The sequence below is a fragment of the Paenibacillus agilis genome (assembly GCF_007786455.1).
In the GTDB taxonomy this organism is placed as follows: domain Bacteria; phylum Bacillota; class Bacilli; order Paenibacillales; family Paenibacillaceae; genus Paenibacillus_B; species Paenibacillus_B agilis.
The window spans coordinates 1827391-1848264 of sequence record NZ_VNJK01000001.1 but is presented as its reverse complement, the minus strand read 5'-3'; the positions used below and the strand labels follow the sequence as shown (position 1 = coordinate 1848264).

25 protein-coding genes are annotated in these 20874 nt (G+C 42.6%); 9 read left to right on the top strand and 16 right to left on the bottom strand.

The features are described 5' to 3' along the window. Positions 1 to 122 precede the first annotated feature (122 nt). From FPZ44_RS26670 to FPZ44_RS08340, 3 genes are all read left to right on the top strand, one after another. Entirely contained in the window at positions 123 to 596 is a 474-nt protein-coding gene (locus FPZ44_RS26670) for an excalibur calcium-binding domain-containing protein (RefSeq protein ID WP_222429796.1), read from the top strand. A 72-nt stretch (positions 597 to 668) separates the two neighbouring features. Further along, the gene (locus tag FPZ44_RS08345) at positions 669 to 1310 is read left to right on the top strand and encodes a hypothetical protein (RefSeq protein ID WP_144989191.1); all 642 of its coding nucleotides are present in this window, start codon (positions 669 to 671) and stop codon (positions 1308 to 1310) included. A gap of 23 nt (positions 1311 to 1333) precedes the next feature. Beyond that, positions 1334 to 2068, top strand: coding sequence for a thermonuclease family protein (locus FPZ44_RS08340; RefSeq protein ID WP_144991744.1), 735 nt, complete (start codon positions 1334 to 1336; stop codon positions 2066 to 2068). Positions 2069 to 2151: 83 nt separating this feature from the next. Here the strand turns inward: FPZ44_RS08340 and FPZ44_RS08335 are convergent, their stop codons facing one another. Both FPZ44_RS08335 and FPZ44_RS08330 read right to left on the bottom strand, forming a co-directional pair. Beyond that, positions 2152 to 3297: a helix-turn-helix domain-containing protein gene (locus FPZ44_RS08335; protein WP_144989189.1), complete on the bottom strand. Its 1146-nt coding sequence runs from the start codon at positions 3295 to 3297 to the stop codon at positions 2152 to 2154. Continuing rightward, positions 3284 to 3943 carry a hypothetical protein gene (locus FPZ44_RS08330; protein ID WP_144989187.1) on the bottom strand — a complete coding sequence of 220 codons (660 nt, stop codon included), beginning with the start codon at positions 3941 to 3943 and terminating at the stop codon, positions 3284 to 3286. Before FPZ44_RS08330 ends, FPZ44_RS08335 begins: the two co-directional genes overlap by 14 nt. 482 nt (positions 3944 to 4425) lie before the next feature. On the opposite strand from FPZ44_RS08330, the gene FPZ44_RS08325 reads away from it, so the two are divergent. Further along, positions 4426 to 4968, top strand: coding sequence for a hypothetical protein (locus FPZ44_RS08325; protein ID WP_144989185.1), 543 nt, complete (start codon positions 4426 to 4428; stop codon positions 4966 to 4968). 31 nt (positions 4969 to 4999) lie between these two features. On the opposite strand, the gene FPZ44_RS08320 is transcribed toward FPZ44_RS08325, so the two are convergent. Continuing rightward, positions 5000 to 5221, bottom strand: a complete 222-nt coding sequence (locus tag FPZ44_RS08320) for a transcriptional regulator (RefSeq protein ID WP_144989183.1) — start codon at positions 5219 to 5221, stop codon at positions 5000 to 5002. A 155-nt stretch (positions 5222 to 5376) separates the two neighbouring features. Between FPZ44_RS08320 and FPZ44_RS08315 the strand changes: the two genes are divergently transcribed. From FPZ44_RS08315 to FPZ44_RS08300, 5 genes are all read left to right on the top strand, one after another. After that, positions 5377 to 5592, top strand: coding sequence for a hypothetical protein (locus FPZ44_RS08315; protein ID WP_144989181.1), 216 nt, complete (start codon positions 5377 to 5379; stop codon positions 5590 to 5592). A gap of 167 nt (positions 5593 to 5759) precedes the next feature. After that, on the top strand, positions 5760 to 5933 hold the full coding sequence (locus FPZ44_RS26420) for a hypothetical protein (RefSeq protein ID WP_186785965.1): 174 nt from the start codon (positions 5760 to 5762) through the stop codon (positions 5931 to 5933). A gap of 89 nt (positions 5934 to 6022) precedes the next feature. Further along, complete coding sequence (locus tag FPZ44_RS08310; protein WP_144989179.1) at positions 6023 to 6214, top strand: hypothetical protein; 192 nt, start codon at positions 6023 to 6025, stop codon at positions 6212 to 6214. A 79-nt stretch (positions 6215 to 6293) separates the two neighbouring features. Further along, positions 6294 to 6866, top strand: a complete 573-nt coding sequence (locus tag FPZ44_RS08305; RefSeq protein ID WP_144989177.1) for a recombinase family protein — start codon at positions 6294 to 6296, stop codon at positions 6864 to 6866. A 154-nt stretch (positions 6867 to 7020) separates the two neighbouring features. Beyond that, the gene (locus FPZ44_RS08300; RefSeq protein ID WP_144989175.1) at positions 7021 to 8247 is read left to right on the top strand and encodes a hypothetical protein; all 1227 of its coding nucleotides are present in this window, start codon (positions 7021 to 7023) and stop codon (positions 8245 to 8247) included. Between the two features lie 123 nt (positions 8248 to 8370). On the opposite strand, the gene FPZ44_RS08295 is transcribed toward FPZ44_RS08300, so the two are convergent. From FPZ44_RS08295 to FPZ44_RS08240, 13 genes are all read right to left on the bottom strand, one after another. After that, entirely contained in the window at positions 8371 to 9489 is a 1119-nt protein-coding gene (locus FPZ44_RS08295) for a GDSL-type esterase/lipase family protein (RefSeq protein WP_144989173.1), read from the bottom strand. Continuing rightward, entirely contained in the window at positions 9474 to 9635 is a 162-nt protein-coding gene (locus tag FPZ44_RS26415; protein ID WP_186785964.1) for a hypothetical protein, read from the bottom strand. Before FPZ44_RS26415 ends, FPZ44_RS08295 begins: the two co-directional genes overlap by 16 nt. 5 nt (positions 9636 to 9640) lie before the next feature. Next, positions 9641 to 10342 carry an N-acetylmuramoyl-L-alanine amidase gene (locus FPZ44_RS08290; RefSeq protein ID WP_144989171.1) on the bottom strand — a complete coding sequence of 234 codons (702 nt, stop codon included), beginning with the start codon at positions 10340 to 10342 and terminating at the stop codon, positions 9641 to 9643. Continuing rightward, positions 10339 to 10788 (bottom strand): phage holin family protein, encoded by a 450-nt coding sequence (locus FPZ44_RS08285; protein WP_144989169.1) that lies wholly within the window; start codon positions 10786 to 10788, stop codon positions 10339 to 10341. Before FPZ44_RS08285 ends, FPZ44_RS08290 begins: the two co-directional genes overlap by 4 nt. Before the next feature lie 173 nt (positions 10789 to 10961). Then, on the bottom strand, positions 10962 to 12473 hold the full coding sequence (locus tag FPZ44_RS08280; RefSeq protein ID WP_144989168.1) for a phage tail-collar fiber domain-containing protein: 1512 nt from the start codon (positions 12471 to 12473) through the stop codon (positions 10962 to 10964). Next, positions 12473 to 13036, bottom strand: a complete 564-nt coding sequence (locus FPZ44_RS08275) for a phage tail protein I (RefSeq protein ID WP_144989166.1) — start codon at positions 13034 to 13036, stop codon at positions 12473 to 12475. The genes FPZ44_RS08280 and FPZ44_RS08275 overlap by 1 nt, the downstream gene beginning before the upstream one ends. Then, positions 13029 to 14159, bottom strand: coding sequence for a baseplate assembly protein (locus FPZ44_RS08270; RefSeq protein ID WP_144989164.1), 1131 nt, complete (start codon positions 14157 to 14159; stop codon positions 13029 to 13031). The genes FPZ44_RS08275 and FPZ44_RS08270 overlap by 8 nt, the downstream gene beginning before the upstream one ends. Next, positions 14143 to 14442 carry a GPW/gp25 family protein gene (locus FPZ44_RS08265; RefSeq protein WP_144989162.1) on the bottom strand — a complete coding sequence of 100 codons (300 nt, stop codon included), beginning with the start codon at positions 14440 to 14442 and terminating at the stop codon, positions 14143 to 14145. The genes FPZ44_RS08270 and FPZ44_RS08265 overlap by 17 nt, the downstream gene beginning before the upstream one ends. Beyond that, positions 14439 to 14831, bottom strand: coding sequence for a phage tail protein (locus tag FPZ44_RS08260; protein WP_144989160.1), 393 nt, complete (start codon positions 14829 to 14831; stop codon positions 14439 to 14441). Before FPZ44_RS08260 ends, FPZ44_RS08265 begins: the two co-directional genes overlap by 4 nt. Positions 14832 to 14843: 12 nt before the next feature. Next, entirely contained in the window at positions 14844 to 16403 is a 1560-nt protein-coding gene (locus tag FPZ44_RS08255; RefSeq protein WP_144989158.1) for a hypothetical protein, read from the bottom strand. A 55-nt stretch (positions 16404 to 16458) separates the two neighbouring features. Beyond that, entirely contained in the window at positions 16459 to 17472 is a 1014-nt protein-coding gene (locus FPZ44_RS08250; protein WP_144989156.1) for a phage late control D family protein, read from the bottom strand. A gap of 3 nt (positions 17473 to 17475) precedes the next feature. Then, positions 17476 to 17682, bottom strand: coding sequence for a tail protein X (locus tag FPZ44_RS08245; RefSeq protein ID WP_144989154.1), 207 nt, complete (start codon positions 17680 to 17682; stop codon positions 17476 to 17478). Further along, the gene (locus FPZ44_RS08240; RefSeq protein ID WP_144989152.1) at positions 17669 to 20731 is read right to left on the bottom strand and encodes a phage tail tape measure protein; all 3063 of its coding nucleotides are present in this window, start codon (positions 20729 to 20731) and stop codon (positions 17669 to 17671) included. Before FPZ44_RS08240 ends, FPZ44_RS08245 begins: the two co-directional genes overlap by 14 nt. Positions 20732 to 20874 lie beyond the last annotated feature (143 nt).

Here is a 20874-nt window from a genome sequence, read left to right as displayed (position 1 = left end):
TTACATGAGAAATTGATAGATTAGTCCTACACAAACAAAAGACCCAAAATTTTCATGGTACAATTAGTAACATTTTGGTAACCTACTCAAGTACATATTATAAAAAAGGGGCTAGAACATCTATGAATTGGGTTTTTCTTAGTTTAGGCGTTGTATGTTTAATAGGTACATTTTTCTTCACTATTGCATCACTAATATCTGCAGTAAAAAGAGATGGCAGAGCCAAAAAGAAATTCAAACAATCAGTTATATCTACTCTAGTGGCTACTCTGCTAATAACAGTCGCAGCTTTACTGACTCCACCCCTTCCGAAACAGGAAGAGCCAGTGGTTGCTGAAAAACAAGAAAAGCCTGTAACTAAACAAGATGAAGAATCAGATGATAATGACGAAGACACCAAACCAAAAAAGCCTGCACCCAAACCGCAGCCAAAACCTGAACCTAAGCCAGAACCGAAAGAAGAACCAAAACAAGAATTTGTATATTATAAAAACTGTAAAGCCGCTAAAGCAGCAGGAGCTGCGCCGTTGTACGCAGGAGATCCGGGATACAGCTCGAAATTGGATCGAGATGGCGATGGCGTAGCATGCGAGTAATTACAGCAAAAGCCCCTTAACCGGGGCTGCCTTTTCATACGATCATCAAATATATATAAAGGGGTCCTACACATGCAAAAGAAGAAAAAACCTATTTTTAAACGCTGGTGGTTTTGGATAATCATCGCTCCTATTGGTATACGTATTATGCTTGATATTAATGAAGATTTAAAAGGTGGAACTGATCAAGCAGCTAAATCAACAAGTACAATTCAAGAGAACAAACAGAATAAAAGTACATCACCCTTGTCAATAGGCATGATACAGGATGAATTTGTAAAAGCATTTAATTCAAAGGTTAAAGAACTAGACTCGAATAATCTCAGGATTGAGAATTTAAAAGTGAAAAAAGGCACTGAAAATGACACTTTCCAGCACAGCTTTACTAAGACCTTTTTTATCGAGGGGACAGTACATAAAAAAACTGGAGAAATTCGTGACTTGATGTTAGTAGGCTCTGGGGACGGAACACTTACATCCGTTGCTGACATTTTTGTTTCCATTGGCGCTATTGTGGCAGTAACAAATCCTGAACTCAAAAAAGAAGAACGAGGCGATGTATTAAATGAAATAGGATTAACTGATCCAAACGCTGATATTATCGGCCTTAAAAGTGCATCTATTCGCAACGGAATCAAATATAGTATAAATGCAGCTACTGAATTAGGTATAGTTTTCATAGTCGCACATGAAAATCAGAGATATTCTAAATAACCAAATGAGGTGCTTAGGTTAGCATGAAAAATAGGGTTTGGATTTGGCTAGTAGCATTGGCTCTTATCACTGCCGGGTGTACTACTGATAAAACGCAAACCGTAACCGCCAGCAAGCCAGTTGCAGCAACTAAACAAGAGCATGAAAATAAGAACCGCATCAAAGCCAAGGTGACAAAAGTTTCTGACGGGGACACAATCAAAGTCGATCTAAATGGGAAGATTGAGGATGTGCGTTTATTGCTAGTAGATACTCCCGAGACTCAGCACCCTGGCAAGCCTGTGCAGCCATTCGGTCCAGAGGCTTCCGAATTTTCCAAAAAGACACTTGATGGTAAAGAAATTGAACTTGAGCTTGACGTGAGCGAACGAGAAAAGTACGGCAGGCTGCTTGCTTACGTATGGATTGGCGATAAAATGTTTAACGAGATGTTATTAGAAGAAGGTTTGGCACGGGTTGCTTATGTCTACCCGCCTAACATTAAGTACGTTGACCATTTTCGCGAGGTCCAAGACAAAGCACGTAAAGCTGAGATAGGTATATGGAGCATCGAGAACTACGCGACCGATGCGGGCTTTGATGATACGGTAGCAGAGAATCAGACAAACTCCTACACAGAGACCATGACGACCGTTTACACCGTGAACTACAAGAACTGCAAGGCTGCCAAAGATGATGGCGCTGCTCCATTACGAAAAGGCGATCCAGGATACAGTAGCCAGTTGGATCGGGACGGAGACGGCGTAGCGTGTGAATAGATATAACAAAAGCCCCTACATACAGGGGCTCATTTAAATCCATTCATTAAACAAAAAGCATAGGATTAATCCCGTGCCAAAGTTTACTGTTTAAACCTAATTGGAATCACTTTTGCCGATTCATTTTGAAGTAAGTAGCCACTATAGAGATTTGCGATAGCTTCAATCTCTTCTCTGTGTATACCTACATCACTAACAAAATCTTGTTTTGTTTTGATGCGATTATCAATCACTGCTTCTATAGCTTGCTTCAACAATACAGGTTCTTCAAATGGAAGTTCATCATCTAATGGTTCTTTTGTCAGCCATTTATTTTTTGCCATTTTACTTCTCATGTTAATGTACTGATAATCACTAAAAATGTCTAAATCTTTGGATCTATAAGACATAGCTCCAATAGATACCTTCCAACGCTTTTTTAGTGAGATAAAGTGTTCTAAGGAGGTCGACAAAACTTCCGTTCCGAAGCTAGGTGAAGGCAATAAAAATGCTCCTGCAAAACGATGAGCTTCATTCTCTATTGCTTTGTAGTTCTCTTTGTTATTGAATTCCGTCTGACTGATTTTTGAATGTAGCACAAGATGTGCAAGTTCATGCGCAACATCAAAACGAGACCGCGCAGCTGTCTTATCATTGCTTAACAACATAATAGGCCTCTCATCATCTATCCAGAAAGAACAAGCATCAATACTATAATCAGAAAAAGATGAGCGCCCCACAATCACACCCATCTTCTCTAGTAGTAAGACAACGTTACTAATAGGGCCATTACCAAGCCCCCATAATTCACGTACTTTTAATGCCATCTCATCAATCTCAGTATAATCTGTGGGAATATACCGTTCTCTAGTTATAAACCTAGGGATATTAACCTGCGGAAGTTCTAGAAATTGTTCAAGGTAATCAGCAATTTCTTTTATCCACTTTATTTTGTGAGAATGTACTTTTTTAGACTTAACAGTAGCTGCTGATTTACTTCTAAAAAATACAACTGAGTCATTACCTTCAACTTGTGGCTTATAAAAGAAAGTCGCAGGTAATTCTAATGCAGTTGAAATACTCTCAAGTGTATCAAATGTAGGAACGGCGCCCTCATTCTCATACTTGGAAACAGATTGTTGTGAAACCCCAATGAGTTTTGCCAACTCCGTTGTGGTCATTCCTCTAATTTCTCTTGCTTCAATCAATCGGCTTGCAACAAATTTGGTGAATCGATTACTTACCTCCACCTTCTTCCACCTCTTTTACAAACTGTTTTAGACCAATAAGGTTCTCTTGTTGAATAACTTCTTCTTTATCGATGTCTTGGCCATCAATTTGAACCAAATGAGGTTCAGAGAGTAAATTCACCTTTTCAATCCATGCATCTTTTCCTGGCATTCCAATATTGATAAATCTTGGTGTTTCTCCACCAGAGCTATAAGTCAACAACATATAATACTCTGGGCTATCATTCAAAATCATTTCCTCATTAAAAAGATTGAAGCGAATTTGATTTGTTTCTTGCAGCTTATCTCTAAAAAAAGCTGGCCTAGCCACTGACTTACTTGTACTGGTTTGACTTAGTGTCATTTTCACATTTCCTTTTTGGAACACTAAGTATTTATGACTCTTATTCTTATTAAATTCGTACGAGTAAGACAACGGAAGAAGATTCTGCTCTATATCTTTTTTAAAGAGATAGTTAATTGCTAACGGCCTAAGATATCCTTCATGTCTCTTTCCTAGATCCCAATTTAAAAATGATACATGACGAGTAGCCTCATTAGCAAGTATGTATCCCTGTTCGACTAGCTTGATAATTCTGGAACGAACACTTCGACTATACTCAAGTTTTATGATTTCAGCAGCATCTACTGGAACTATTAAATTCACACTCAATCCCCCTTGAAAATTATTCCTTACAACCATTTTACTAAAAAACTTAGAATTTTACAACCGAAACAAATCATCAAAACGGATTAACAACAGCACAGGATTATTCCCGTGGCTTTTCTTTGCTTGCTCATTTCGAAAAAGATCTGCTATCTGCTGGCTTATCTCAGCATGTGAGCACCATAAAGCATAGAGTGCACACATATGCTCTTTCAATCCTTTCAGACCTGTTTTGCAGTGGCACAAATTAATATTATCCCGCTTAGACTTCTTCTTTCCCTCCGTATAGATTTATTCCGGCCATTCACTCATTTCACACCAACCAGAAGAGATCATTAGTTCTTATTTCATCCAGTTAGTTTATTTTTAGAATTCCAATTCTTAATCCAAGAAAACTCTATCCTGATGCTCAATAAAGAGGATGAGAGAAAAACATGTTGAATAGTAATTCAAACAACTATGTAAGCGAAGGATGATTTCTAATGGAAGTATGGATAGGTTTAATAGGTGCTCTTATTGGAGGAGTAGCAACATATTTAGGAGCACGATATCAAGCTAAAAATCAATTCAAGATTTTAGAACTACAAGAAAATTCAAAAATTTCTGAAGAAAAAGAAAAAGCAAACGATATTATTAAGGTGTTCTTAGAAAACGAAATCGTGCTTAATTCGAATAAGTTAATGTATTTGAAGGAATACTTGATAGTCGGTTATGATGCATTTCATGCATCTGGTGATATAATCACACTGCAAAATGATTTACAAATAAATGAATACAACTCAGCAAAATACGATCTACTAAAAGTCAATACACTCTCATCAATCATGACAATTGAGTTGTATCAATCATTCTTACTTGTTATGAGATATGAGGGAGGGCTTCTAAGTGAATTATCTAGGGATGAATTTAATTTTCTAAAATCCAAAGTAAAGGATTGGGAAAAAGCGATTGAGAATTCTTATAAAACTAGCTATCTAGTACAAAGATTTAAGGAAGTTGAAGAACGAAACAAGAAACAAACATAATCTTAATATATACATAATAAAAGAGCCCAGACTATTCCTGTGGCTCTTTTTTATTGCACTTATTTTCATCACGTTCAATTTTTTCTTCTATTGATTTAATTATATATTCATTCAGACTATATCCAGCTTTCGTAGCCGCAGCTTCATACACTTCTTTTCTTCCCTTTGGGGCGTAAGGATACAAACGATCATAATTTGCAGCGTTGTATTTATTTTTAGCGCGGGTTGCAGGTGTACCCTTCTTTTCGTCCATACTCATCTTTCCTTTCTTACTACAATCTTATCACTCAAGGTTTCCTCACGCAAGTATATGAAACACCCGAAAAATATACTAGCGCAAGTATAAATACTTATTGACTATGTACTCACGCAAGTATATTATAGAAAATGTAGAGAGGAGGTGAAACGATGGCAAAGCGAAAACACAAGAAACATAGACCTGAGCAAGCACAGGTAAAGGAATTAGTAGAACCACATACTGAGGAAGAACAGCCAGAGCAACAACAAACACAGCAAAAAGACGACCGATCCAAGATCAAAGAGATAATCCCACTTCTCACGGCGATGATTAATCTCTTGATTGCAGTGATCACCCTAGTCATTTTCTTATTAAAAGAAAAATGATTAGAAAGTGCTTGCCCCTTCGGGGGCAGGCACCCAAGGTCGGTCGTCTTATCCACAGTATATCATAACTAGGAGGTTTTTATGATGAGCAAGATGCAACGAGCAACATTTGCCGTAATGCTATCCACCACCCTTGTCCTTCTAGCATTGCTTTGGGTGGTAGTAAAATGAGCACATTAGAGGGCGCCTTTGAAAAGAAGATAAAACGACATGTAATGAGTATTAAGTTTTGGATGCGCGAGGATAATCTAACTGTAGATGAAGCAATCAGCCGCGTACGTGCCGGCAGCTGTTTGGGTGCTACTACGTGGGATGAAATAGAAAGACGTGTTAAACAATAGAGGGGCTTCGGTCCCTCAATATTTTTAAGACCGCACCTACTCCATAATCGATCCACACAATGCGGTTAGATATGGGAGGAATTAAGTATATGCGTATAGATGTTTTACAAACGTCTTGCCAATTATGTTGGCAGCCGTTTCACGATATTGTTTTAATCGATACAAAAAAATGTCCCCACTGCCTTGCAAGCACGGAAAACTGTCAGTTTGAACGTATTGCTGCAACCTACAGCTTAGATATAAACCATATTACTGGAGATTTAACATTGACAAAATTATAAATTAATTCATTTCCTTATCACCTTCTCCGATGTTAAACTTTGGTTATGAAAATAGTAAAAATATTAAGGAGAGTGTTGTATGAAAGCAGTTATCTACGCACGTGCTCGAGATTTAATTTCTGTTCAGAAACAAATAGAGTTGTGCAATAACTTTGCAAAAGTAACTGAATATGAAGTTATTGAAATATTCCAAGACGTTAACGTAAACGTTTCTGACAAACATTCTTCTTTCAACAAGATGAAAACCTTGATTGATCAACATAAAGAGCTTGTAGTGATTTGTGCTAGCTTGGATAGATTGTATAGAGATTCATTAAAAGTAGCCGAGTTTATTCACTTCCTAGAGAAAAATAACTCGGTAATCAAATCAGCTAGTTATCCGCTGGGTCATGATCATTTGAAAAAGATGTTCAGCCTAGCGAACTTTGTGCGCGAAGCAACAGAAGAGGCCGTGGTGCGACATGGCTTCGAATTTCCTGAGCAAGGTACGGAAGTAGGATCAAAAGTACTAGTTAGCTTTAACGGCAAGCCGCAGATTGAATACCATGGCACTATCGTAAGATCCGATGACGTGGAGCCGTTTAATACAATCATCAAATTAGATGATGGCCGATATATACTCGACACTGAGTGTGCGTTCGAATTAATTTAACTTTTAAATGTAGCCTTCGAAAAAAGTTTGTGCATGGAGTATCGAAACAGCCCCAATGGATGTAGTGCCGTGGGGCTGTTTTATATGGCATAACATGTAACATTTTGGTATCATTCTAGATATCTAACGAAACCAAAACAAATGGGGCGTTTAAATGGAGATTACCTTTTGTACACATGATTTGGAGAAAAAATTCAATGAGATTAAAGAGTTTTGCGATGAATACGGAATCTTGATTTCGTATGATAATAAGGAGAAATTCTATAATGAATTTATAAAAATTAGTAAGGAGACGGAACTAGTGGTTCTTCTACCAGGAGAAAGTGCTATTTTTTCTCTTACTGAACGTACTAACTTCCTAGAATTCCATAACCTAATTAACGATGCGAAAAACGGGAAAATAGTTAATGATTCCAAATTTATTAGTTCGAATCGAGTTCTAGTCTATACTGACTGTCATGAGAAATATGAACTTGACTTTATACCTGTAGATGAGTTGAAAATTACTGATATATGGAATTCAAAAAAAATAACAGTGTCCTTAAGAAATGGATTAAATTGTTATAGCCTGCGTCTAACTATGGATCGGCTTTATGATAAATATTTCCCTCCACTACTAGAGTCAGATCTTTTTATAGAAATCACATCATCCGAAACAATAGAAGAAGAATCAATCGACGCTATTGTCCAGGCTTTCATTTTTGAATTAGGAACTAGTTTGGGATTAAATCTATACACCCCCAACAGACAAAATTTCATAGGGGAAGATATTGAGGAAGATGAGTTTAACGATGACCCGATTAGATTAAGACCTTTGTTACAAGGAAAGGGGCTATCTGATGTTATTAACATTTACAATTCCGCTAATGAGATTCGTGATCCTGAATTTCTAATCCTTATGTACACTAAAGTCATTGAATATGTATCCCAAACGGTTTTACGTAAAGAAATGGTCGATTCAATTACTAAAAAACTTCATAGTCCTACCTCACTAAAACCAGACGCTAATTTCATACTTGAGCTTGAAAAATTATATGATGAACATAAACTTAGAACTAAAGATAGCCAAGCAATTAAATTGACTATTGAAACATGCTGTGACATTATGGATTTGGTATCATTCGCTCCCCCATTTTTAAAGAAAATTAAAAAATTCGATTTAAGCAGTAGCAAAGAAGAAAGATCAAAATGTCTTGAAGAATTAGCCTCAGCAATTTCAGATACAAGGAACAGGATTGCTCATGCAAAAACTAATTATAGGTTAAAGGGGTATGAATGCCCTGAAGATCAATTAGGTGACTTTGCTACCTGCCTTAAAACAGTGGCCAGTCAAATAATTCGTTGGTTTGCTAGACAATCTGAAGAAAGTAGAATTATTTGATATGTATTTCAAATAGAAAAAGAGCCGCTAGGGACAAATCCCTTGCGGCTCTTTTTAATGCCGAAAGTGTATGGAACAAGATTATCACCTAATCGTTGTAATGTCTATGTTTAATTACTTACCTTAGAGATTTTCAACAATACGTGGATTGGCTATTCGCAGCGTGAATGAATCAACGGATTGGCCGAAGGTTATCCACTCCGTGCTAACCGTTCCAGCAGGCACAGCAATATCAGCCGTGACTCTCAGCCTGTCTATTCTCCTAAGCGTTGGAGACCTAAGCAGATACACAGCTCCATTTAGCACCACGCCCGCTGCACTCTTGAACTGGAAATATGAAGTGCATACGGAGTCCAAGTTGCTCCTAAAGTCCATGTCCATTTCCACTCTGTATGACCTATTTTCGACCAGGCTTGATGGAAGCTTGACTTGGAAGCCGCCCGTTTGCAATGCGTTGCCTATATCCTTCTCAACTGTCTGCCAACCGTCTGCTCGATTAAACTTTAGCAGATTCCCCGCGCTGCCGTACTTCCCCCAACCCGCTGCTACTTCGTGGGTACCAGTTGCAAAGAGTGGATTAGGCACAGTTGTCGAAGTGTCTCCTTTTGCTACTACTGGAAGCAACTTGGTTGTTGGCAAATGCGCGGCAATAGTCTCGGCAATAACTCTCATTCCGAGCTGCGTCGGGTGTAGCTTGTCTGTCAGCAAATAGCCTGGCTTAGGCAATCCTTTTTCATCAGCAAACACGGAAAATAAATCAATAAATATAAAACCTTGCTGCAGACAAAATGTTTGCAGCCATTCATTCAAGCGATATATGAATGGCATGATTGCTAGGTTGTCATCTCGCGGCAGAACTGAACAAATTATCGGATCAATGTTATTGGCGACAAGTTTGGCTGTAATGGCTTTGAAGTCTGCTGCAACTGCTTGCAATGGCCGTCCACTGTTTCCGTCATTGGTTCCACCGCAGATTATACAACTACCTGGGCGATGAGCAATCACGTCTATATCCAGCCTAGCAAGCATTTGATCTAATCTATTTCCGTTTACCCCTGCATTGATAACCATACTGTTGGTTGCCCATGATAACCATGTTGGATACTGGCGGACATTTGCTTCATTGCCAAACGTTATCGAGTCCCCGAGCGCCACCTTCTTCGAGCTACGAATCTGTGGCTTCTGGTATCTCATAACCATAGACTTAGCTACCGCTGCTACCATGCCTAAATTCTGTGCCATTCACCCTCACCCCAACGGAATACTTCGCCAGTGTCAAGTATTAAGGCTTCGCTTCCATCGTTGTGATCTTTCAAATCTGGTAGTTTATCAAAGCTCTTCGCTTGAATTTCAACTTTACTTGAAGGCGTTATAAATTTTACGGCCATGCTCCTCAACCCTCCCGAGGAGTTAATTTGACCGTCTTGTTCTTCTCGTTCCAATCTACCACCGCGCCCAAAGCTTCCCCCACTACTCGGACGGGAACGTAGGTTATGCCGTTGACTAATAGTCCTTCCCCAACTTTTTTGCCGTTAACATCAACCTTTACTTTTTCCAACATTTCTTCTTCCCCTTTCAATACTTGATATAGTCTATCCCACGGAAACCTAGGACCAGGGCAGCTTGCTTTTCGAATCGGATCGATGTGACAATGTCCGATAACGTGCCGAGCGTCGAGTTTGATAATTTTGCCCCATATCCGTTTAACTTCTGCTTGGATATGACCGTGAAGCCAAACAGATGCTGTGAACTGTGCTTCGGTTAGATTTCCGTCTGTGCCTTCGTGCTCAATGCTGATTGTGTATAAGTTCGGATTGACCTTCATTTCTTTAACAACAATGGATGGAGCATTAGGAATAGCCGCTGCCTTTAAACCATTAGCCCAAGCAGCAAGCTTGATATCGACATACTGGTGTACGCGTCCGTCTTTGGACACACCGAAATGAGCAGATGAAACCTCGTTCCCGCTGCTGCGGAACCAGTTATCCATACTGCTCATAGTGCTTGAACTTATGTGATTTACAATTACAAACGGAACATGCCCCTTACGGCTGCTAGAATTGGTATGCTCATTTCCCATCTGGGCGATTTTCATCGTTTACCACCTTCCTTGTCCTTCAAGATTTCTATTGCCTTTCGGATGACAGATGGAACAGGAACGCCCATACGACCTGCATTCTCGATAATGGAGAGTAGTTCGTTAGCCATGTAGAAGAAAATCGTCGCGTCTCGTATCATGTGCTGATCACCTAGCACAAGATCTACTTGGTGAGCTATGGCAACAATAAGAAAAATGAGTATCTTTCTAGCGATACCAATAAATCCAATTCCGCTGCGTAAAGTTCCTGTCAATCCTGCTGCAGTAATTCCAGATACATAATCGATGATGACCATCATAAGTAACACCTGCAGCAATGTTGGCCATCCTCCAAACATATAAGCGGCCATTGTTCCGAACGCCCCGACCGTTGCTGTTGCTGCTACTTGCTCCGTTGTCTTAAAGCCGATCGTTTCAGCAATTAATTTCGTAAATTGATTCATGTCATTTCCCCCGATTTTCATATTCCTGATCGGCTCAGGAGCAACTAAAACTTGAGAACACAAAAATAACGCTCATGCTCTGCATGGCGCTTTACTGAATTAATGAAATAGGTAGAGTTGCCAACCCGAACCCCATAGAAATCAATTATCCTTTTTGCTCCATTTTCACCCTCCTATTCATAGAATGTCATATTGACCGCTCGTTCACCCCATGCGTTGCCAGGTGTAAAAATCGCTGGACCATATAGCTTAATATACACACGACCGGGATTAGTACCGAACGGTATGGATATAGATGTCTCAAAGATTGTACGTCCATAGTTAGAAAGATAATTTGTATTCCTATTATTTAGTAGGTTTAAATTTATGATGTCTCCCGTAGAGCCTCCAAAATACCCATTTAACTCCGTGATTACAAGAGACGGTACGAATGGAACCTCTGCCGCAGTAAATTCCGCCCATACAAAACCGTCCTCGGGAACAATCTCTGATCTTGTGAGTATCCTACGTTCCACTCGGGCTGTTCGTCGTCCCGGTTGCAATGTACCTTTAACTCCTTTTAAGACTTCTATACCCGCTCGGACATGTTGAGCTTTAAGGTTAGGTGCATCTATGGTAAACTCACCGTTCGTGCTGTACGCCCCCGCTCTGGGTTGGACATAGATCTTATATCCCTCTTCCACTCTGTAAGATAAAGGAGACCAAAGACCTCCAGCTCTGAAGTCGGGGAACGTGCCTACTTGCGGAACTCCACTGTCATTGGTAAAAGTCTTATCTTGCAGTACGTCGTGAACCTGAGCATTACCAGAGCCTCTTACGACATTGGCTATTTTCCCGAACAAAGCTGTGATCGATTCAGTTGCACTTGCCGATACATTTTTATCGATAAGATTCCTAGCCCCTAAAGCTTTTGCATCATTAATAACCTTCGCCAATTGGTCGCCTGTGTCATTAGCTCCAGCAGGAGCACCAATAGCAACAGCGACCTTTTGCTTGATGCTATTGGCAAGCGACTTTAAACCACGAAGTACTCCCATCAACGTTGTTTCTCCTGGGAAGTCCGCATCGGAGACAGTAATGATGGTCGCTGGATGCGTTGGAGGATGAGTGTAGTTATTTGCGCTAGCCGCTACACCAGCAAGCTTCAGCTTTTCTGCGGTCGTATAGTCCTCGGTGGAGAGCTGCCTGCCAGGAACCTTGTCCACTTTAGTTGCGAGCTCAGTATGAGTTGCCCAGACAAGAGAGTTATCGATTGTCGCGGTGATATTCGTCGCCTGATCAACAATGACTCCCGTATCGATAGCTTTCTCAATGATGTCTGCCCCACCCCTCGGAGGGATAAATTCCGCATTTACGCCTGCATTACCATAGCAGTATAGGATTTCGCCTTCCTGCGGGTCCGTCGCAAAGATACCCAGCTCTCTAAAGAAAAAACCAACCGTAACATCTTGATTGGAAAGATTAGCTCCTACTACGGCCTTGCCTTGAGATTGCATAATCAGCTTAATAACAGGCAGCGATTTTTTCTCGCTAATAAGTGCGTTAAGTGTAGGAATTGTCTGGCCGTTAGCAAGTTGGCCGTCCCCGATTGCTACTCTCGTAAACTTCAGTTGCACACCTGTCTGTGCTTTGGCTAATAGGTTAAGACCTTTGGCCGTGAACTGTAAACCTCCGAATCCTGCCATTATCTCACCATCTCTACTGTCATTTTTTCACCCATGTGTAATACAGCCGCGTACATGATTTGCATGCTTTCGGTTTGGTTGATGATCACCCGCTCCAGCTTGGCAGAAGCTCGTTTTACGGAGTCCACTGCGTCAATGAAGTCTTGAGCTCGTTCGGCGGTAACGCCAGGATTATTGGTGACAACTCGAAAGTGGTGAGGCTGCCCACCATATTCGAACCATTCTTCTACTTTCCCATCCCCGAATAGAGTTACAACCAGTTCCTCGACCGCAACTGGTGTACCCTTTTGCCTGTGCCATTTAATTGCGTTGCGTACAAGCTCTCTGCGCTGGGGTAGTGGTAATGATGGATCGTAGAAGTCCACATGAAATTGCCATGCAAGCTCATTCGTCTCATCATTCGTCCACTGGTCTGAGTGTTTAAATATAGAAAGTCGCTGCACCATCTCAGTTATGCCTTGAAGCTCTTTGTCAATCGCTTTAGCTGCTGCAACTACTGAATCATCCCCGCGCAGGCTGTGCGGCAATATATCTAAGAGGCTTAAGTTAATTAACTCAGTCATCTACAAGCCCCCCGAATGTAATCGTGACTGTTGCGTCCTGTGCTACCTGCAGCGAGCTTACATCCGTAAATACTGGTGAGGTTACATTCAACCGAAAAGCTCCGGCGGTCATAACACGTGAAATAAGCTCGGATGGATTGATATCCCTTCCGAGCTTCGACTTTTGCCATAATCGGTATTTATCAACTGCCGCAGAAACAGCAGACTGAATACTAATTGATTCTGCTGCCCTTGTTCTATTGATGTAGTATGTCAGCGCGATATTATACGATATCGTCGTCGGGGCAATAGCTGACACCTTATCAGTCAGGGGCCGTATTCGGCGGTCGTGACAAGCAAGGAGCACTGCGTCCAATACATCTTGAGTTGGTAAGGCTCCGTCCGCCATCAATGGCACAAGTGTGATTACACCGGGGCTGGGAGAATCAACACCCACATCCACAATTCCTGATCCTGCTGTCAATGCCCAGAAACGATACGCTTCAAACGGGCCCGCTGTTGAAAATGATTCAGGAGCTGCCCGTATTCGTTCGCGAAAAGCGTCATCTGATTCGATTTCTGCGCCGCCCGAGCTGGCTGTCGTGTTATTGACACTAAGTACAAATGGTATCGGATCGATCAGCACATTGAGTTGTCCAGGAATAAAACCATTGCCACCGATACCAGTCACAGAGCATTCGGCCAACACTTTTCCTGTTAGTTCCCCTGGCTTAATCTCTAACACTTCAGTTGTCGCGAAGTAGATAGCACCACCGCCGCCCTGTGCTCCAATCCGTGTACCAATTGGAATAATTGTTGCAGATGTGCGAGGGAGGGAAAGAGTAAATTCCATTGTCACTCTAGCGGCATCCGCAGGCAATCGCTTCACATTGAACATTTCTCCGATGAAATCAATAATCTCACCCCTAGCGAAACGAAGGAATACTTCTTTGGCCGTCTGATTAATGAGCACTCGCTGCTGACTCAATATTGAGGCAATAGCCAACAAAAAGAGGCGCACAGGATCAGCTGGATACAGCTTACGGCCTGATAGCGCCTCGTAGGTAGTGATTAAGTTTGAAACAGTCTTGTTAACATCTTCGTCAACAAAGCTGATGTCCGGGAGATCATTCAGTGTCCTCACCCTCTTCCACCATTACATATTTAACTTTGGGCTTTATCTTGCCATCCTCGCCTGCCGGGAAATAAACCTCCGTGACTTGGACTCGCGGTTCATGCTCTTGGATTGCAGTTATGACTTTATTAGTCATTCGAGCCTCAATTAAATTATCCAACGAATCTACATCCGTCTTGTCTAAGCCAAAGCCACGCGCAAGAGGCGCAGTTCCTTGGATCGTTTCTAAGATGCAGTCAATGTTCTGTTCGATTTCTTCACGTAAGCTTGTAGGAGCAAAGTTAACCTTCATCGTGCATACTCCTTTAGTCGGACACTGACATCCGCGGAAAGAATAAGACCTTTATTACTCACTGCGACATGCTTTTCCTCAAATCCAACGAGCACCCACTTGTATGTGCCAATTGCCTTCTTGCCGATTGTTAAGACGAACGGTTTCCCGCTTCGCTGCATGTTAACCAATCTATCAATTTCATAGCGTGGATCGATCCCGAGTGATAGACGGAAAGACATCGAGAATGATATCTCGTCTAAGCCTGGTCCGATAAATTGTGAAACTGGCTTTTTGCCGATTACCTCATGATCTGCCCAGCGCGGCGAACACGTTCGAACAAAGTCGTCATAGGTTCGGATTTTCTCGTTTGTCACTAGGAAATTCACTTCTCCAAATGCACCGATCATATTCCATCACTCCTAACACCGATCCAACACGATTTTTGCCGATACATACTCGTTTGAGCCTAACGCACCATAGACCCCGCTTGGAGTAATGGTAGCGTTAATTGTAAGCTGCCGACTACTACCGTCTGCTAGTTTTCCGATCACGGCCAGAATTACGGTGTTATCTGGAGTCCATGTATTATCAGGGAAATTAACATTGAAATCTGTTGAGCCCGCCAAGAAGTCAACTTTCAAAGTCGTCTTCTTATAAATTGATTTTCCATCAACAGAAATACCCTTCCGCGGATGAATCTCCATCTCGGTTTTTTTTAGTTTACGGATAGTCACTTTTACATTTCTGTAGTACGTGAAATTCAGCTTGATACGCAAACCTTCTACAGTCCAACGATGTTCCCTGTCCTTTAGAGGCTCATCGTAATAGTCTGTCTTGCCTTGTAAAAATACTACCTCCATATTGCTCTTATTCCAGGTTGCATCAGGAAACGGAATAATGATAAAGTCCTGAGCCTGTGGATTGATGTCGAGAGTCTTTCTTTCTAACTCCTCAAATGATGCTAGTGTTGTAACACCGTCTTGATTAATGCGAAGCAACGACTGCCAATTCTCCACATATGGACGGACGAAACTTCCCAAGCGCTTGAATACAAACTCGCACTTGTCTAAATCCGCTCTATTGCTCCACGGATCGAAGGTGCCATGTGCGAAATAGTTAATCGGACTTTGCATCCCATAGTAATAGCCAGGTAGTTGGTCCTCATCCTTATTCCACAATCCATGTTGGGTATTCCATAACATTGCATTGTACAAGTAGCCATACTCCTGCACAGGTCTATCAGGGTTTTCACTCTTGCCGCTAAAGCGCCCCAACGATACACGATTAAACGGCGAAATCCCTGCACCGTCAATTTCAAAGCCAGCTCCACCGATGGTCATCCCACCGTAGGAATCGCACATGAAGTGGTTATTCCACCCTAACATGACGCCATATTCACGCCATGTACCATCTGGGAGCTGCACCCCAATATCCTCACCCGTTTGATCGCGCATCGGATCACCGACAGCGTATGCCTTTTTCCCATTCGCTTTCCACAAATTCACACCCTGATTGATGAAGTCACCGATCGTCTCCTCGCCGGGGTAAGTGCCGCCGCCCTGGAGTTGCCATCCAAAGCTGAAGTTATCGACATTTACGCGTTTAAAGCGCTTGGTATCGTAGTCATACCAGGCGTTGACTAAAATCCATATCTCGGTGTATTCAACTCCGCCGCGCTGCCCCTCCACTACTGCGAAATTATAGGGCGCATTTTTTTGATTACTATTAGGCGCCCGAAATCCAATCGTGCTGTTAATCATGGGATTATCAAGCCAAGTCGCTTGCGATCCGTCTTTACTAAGCGGTTTTGTTTCGCTTGCCACGTAGTAAGTTCCAACACAAAAACCACTATTGGAATTGGGCAAAAATAAACATAAAACGCTGTCCCCAACTGATGGGAGCGAATATGTTCCGTGCTGCACCAATACGGGCAGCATATCACTTACCATATCGTCACGTCCCGCGAATGTAACACGCACGGCAGCCTGCTCGGGATGCACCGATGATACTACGCCCACCCGTATTGCGCTCATACTACCACCCCAATATTTTTCTCAAATCCATTCTAGTATTGTAGCCGCCGCCACCAACTGTATGGTTAGCCTTGTCCACAATATACTTGCCGTCAAATCTACCAAAACCTTTAATAGTTATAATTACGCCAGCAGCAATACGAACGTCACCGACAATCGTCATGGTTGCTAGATTTGCCTGCTTGTTTTTTTCGCGCAGCCGGTTCTTGCCGATACGGAGAGCGTCCGCTTGTGACTTGGCACTTTCCTGGACACGCAAAACAGGCCCGGTCGATGGTGCGCCGGGCGGTGTATATGTTGCTTTGCTGGTCTTCTTTTTATCGACTTCCTCGTAAGTAACCTCGCAAGCTCGATACGCACAATTTGCTGCAGACCACGAAAAGCTATAATCAAGAATGTTGGACTTTCCTCGTTCGAATGTAGCCACTGATTTGCCTCGTTCAAACTTGGATTCATCGAAGAGAACAAGCTGCCCGCTTACCACCTTGCAAGCAATTCCTTCTTGCTTAGTCAGCTCCAGCAAGAACGAGAAGTCAGACTTGTCCATTTGCTCAATCCTGTCGTAAGAAGGGTCAATGTCCACCTCGTTAGCGAGTTTAAGCTTCGCACGCCGCGCGATCTCTCCCGCTATCGTGGAGAGCTTCACCTTTTCCCATACCTTTGTTCGCCGCTCCTGGCGCGCAGTCGAAGACACCGGGAATGAAGCAGCTCGCACACTCACTTCGTCGGGGACGCCAGAGAAAGTAAGCTCATCCACATGAAAGCTGCCACAATTGTACTTCTTCGATTGCCCCTCTCGCTGCCAGTCAAACACTTCTATGGCGGCGCTGATGACATCACCCTCAGCAGGCATCCATGAAGCCTGGAACTTACGATCCTTATCCGATAAACGAAGCGATAAATCATCGAGCTCACCACTACCCGAGTCTGTGTAAGAAAAGTCTAAAACGTGGTCCATAAAACTCTTGTCCATTTTCTTTCCATTGTAGTTAACATGAAGCATAACTCGCCTCATAATTCACCTCTTCCACGGCGGCAAGTCTTCCGAAATCTCTTCAGGAGCTGCCGGAACAAACAAGGTAACTCCCGCGTCAAACCTGACCTTTGTTGCATGCTGGGGATTCGCGTTAATCAGCAAGGGAAACAAAGACTCGTTTCCATATTGCTTGTACGCAATGATATCCCATGTATCTCCTTGGACGGTTGTGTAATTAGCTCGATCCATTGAAACTCAACCTCGCTTGCTGCCTATAAACATCGGCCATTATTTTTGGGAGTTGGCTATATATCCGTTCCGCTTCCTGCTTCACTGCATCCTTTATGGCCGCCACTGTATTGCTATCTGCATTTCCTTGCACGACTACAGTTGGGTTGCTCTCAATCTTGACGACAATTGGCTCAGTTCCGGATCCTGAAGAAGCTGCACCAGAAGGTGTAGCTGTGTATCCCATCATCTTGTTTGTCTGCTGGAGCAAGGCATGAGAACGCGGTTTATTATTGATCGGGATAAATGCTTCGGGTCCTGCTTCGCCGTAAATACCAAAGTGCGCTCCGCTGACAATATCGCCTTTTGCGTATTTAGTAACGCCAGGCATTTTTAATTTTGGAATGAATCCGTTGTATTGTTCCAGATTCGGCATCGGCTTGCCTATTTCTTGATATACAAACTGGATATCAACCTTTTTCTCGGTAGGAATCAATTCCATCTCGACATTAAGCCGAGCGAGCTTTTCAAGCGATTCATCAAAAAGCTTTTTTTGTTCGTCCGTCATATTTTTATATTTTTTTGCCTGCTCCTCAATAGATCCTCCGAGGTTAAGCTCAATCAATTCCACCTGTTTGTCATACAGACTTTGAATTCCAGATTCCGCTTTCCCCAGTTCCTCTTCTGTTTTCAGGAGCATCTTATGGTTGTACTCAAGTTTTTCTTTAGTGCTGGCAACTGTTTTCTCCAACTGCCCCCACTTGTCATAACCGGAGAATTTTTTGCCTGTCTCGTTCTCAATCTCGTTACTAAGAGCATCTAGCTTTGCTTTCTTCTGCTCATCACTGAGACTCGGATCCTCCGAAATTGATTTTTGACGACTTGAATAATCATTGAATTTAACATAAGAGTCTTTATATCGGTAGTAGGATCTGTTGTAAAACTCTTTATCCCCACCGAGTTTCTCGTATTCACTTTGCAGCTCGGGCAACTTTTCTTTTTCGTTTATGATCGTATGCTCTAGATCACGCTTAGCTGACTCTAACTTGGTACTCTTTAGTTTTTCAGCCAGTTCTATTTGCTCGCGGAACTTCCCGCTCTTCGCATCTTCAGCTTTCAAAATCTCAGGATTTAATTCTATTAATTGCTGTTCAACTACCTTTAGCTTCCGTCGTGCTTCAGTCAACTCATTTGCAGGGGTCTTGGAATCATTAATTTTGCCAGTTAATCGATCGTACTCAGCGGCTAACTCCTTCGTTTCTTTAGCTTGTCTTTCGACATCCTGATAATTGGAGAAGGCAGTTTCGAGCGTCTCTTTCATGTTCAAAAGTTCTTGTCTAGCTTTTTCTTGGGCACGACTATATGTGTATAACCCCGCCCCCAGTAACCCAACTGCCCCCACTGCGAGTCCGATTGGATTAGTTAAAAATGCGGCAGCTCTACCTAGCATTCCAATTCCGTCAGTCGCACCCGTGCCGGCTACCGTCACCTGCTTAAGACCTTTGGCGAATTCTACAGTACTGCTTATTGCACTTACGATTTTGAACCCTGCGAAAGCAGACGCAGCTGCCATTGCTAGTTCAGGAAGTGCCTCAAGGATAGGCATTATTACTTCGCCCCACGCCTTAGCTTGGTCAGTATCGAGCCATTTTTTGAAATCTTCCGCTGCTTCTGCGGCTGCGAGTGCCGTCTTTTTGATCAATGGAAGCGTTGGCTCTAACAATGCGATCTGCAATGTCTCCATCGCACCATTAAACTGTTCAAGCGCACCCTTAGCATTGTCCATTTTGGCTTTTGCGACATCCAACGCCGTAACCTTGGACATCTCGCCATTAAATTTCTTAACGCCTTCGGCACCTTCCTTGTAAAGAATGTTTGCCGCACGAATCGCATCTGTACCAAACATTATTTCCAATGCCATCTGCCTCTGGGCATCATTCAAACCAGTCAGACTCTTCTTAAGAGTTCCAGCAATAACGTCCAAGTTATGAAGCGAGCCTTTGGCATCATAAAACGCAGATGACATTGCTCCCGTTTGCATGGCAAGCTTGGTATACTCGTCATGCGCTTTGTCTGATCCTAACTTAGCTCCCGCTTGCGTGGCGGCATATTGTCGTAACGCCTTGTCGACATCTTCAAACGACTTCGATGCAACCTTGACCCCATTTTTACTCAAGTACTGCATGGCTTTGTTGGTGTCGTATGTCATCAAACCGAGTCGTTCAAACTCGTTGTATTGAGCCTTTGTTGATGGCAGTAAGTTAAGAAGCATTGTTTTCAGGGAAGTACCAGCATCGGAACCTTTAAGGCCATTATTGGCAAATAGCCCGATTGCGATGTTCGTATCTCGAAACGACTGTCCCACACCAGAAGCAACCGCGGAGACCGCAGAGAGTGAGTATCGCATCTCCTGGACACTGGTTGCCGATGCGTTGGCCGTTCCCGCTAATATGTTGGATGCCTCTGCGGCTGACATAGCATCTCGCTTATATGCATTCATTGCAGTGCTCATTATTTCAGCAGCTTCAGCCAATTCTAGGCCGCCAGCTGTTGCCAAATTAAGTGATGCTTCTAATCCTCCGCCCATCACTTGGTCGACGGTCATCCCCGCTTTTATTAGCTCTTCCATACCCGCGGCTGCTTCTAAAGCAGAGTACTTAGTCTGAGAACCCATTTGCATCGCCAAGTCATTAATTTTTTTCATTTCATGACTAGCGAGCCCACCCAAGGCTTGTATTGAATCAAGCTGCGCTTCGAAGTTCATTGACTTTTTAAAGGAATCAAGCGCAAGCGCTCCAGCACCTAAACCCACCGAGAGAGGAAGGAAGGTACGACCAAGCGCCCCTTGCATCTGACCAAATATTCCATTCGTTTCGCGCATCTCTTTTTGAGTGCGTATCAAGTCATCTCTGACAGATCGCGTAGTTTTTGCTGGACCAGGACTCTGATGTAATTTCTTTGCGTCATTATACAAATCACGCATGTCGTTAGAAGCTCCGGTTATAGTTCGTTTAAACGTAGATTCCAACACGCCTGACAGCTTAAACTCAACTTCGTATTCCCTTGTCATTCAACCCCCCTCCCCTCTTTGATGACCTCATGCCAGTCGGAAAGCTCCCTAATGGTGAGCCCGAGAAAGAATGTTGCAGGTGTGTAAGTCTCCCTACACAAAAAAGCGACAGCTCTCATGAGCTGCCGCGCGTTTAAACCTAT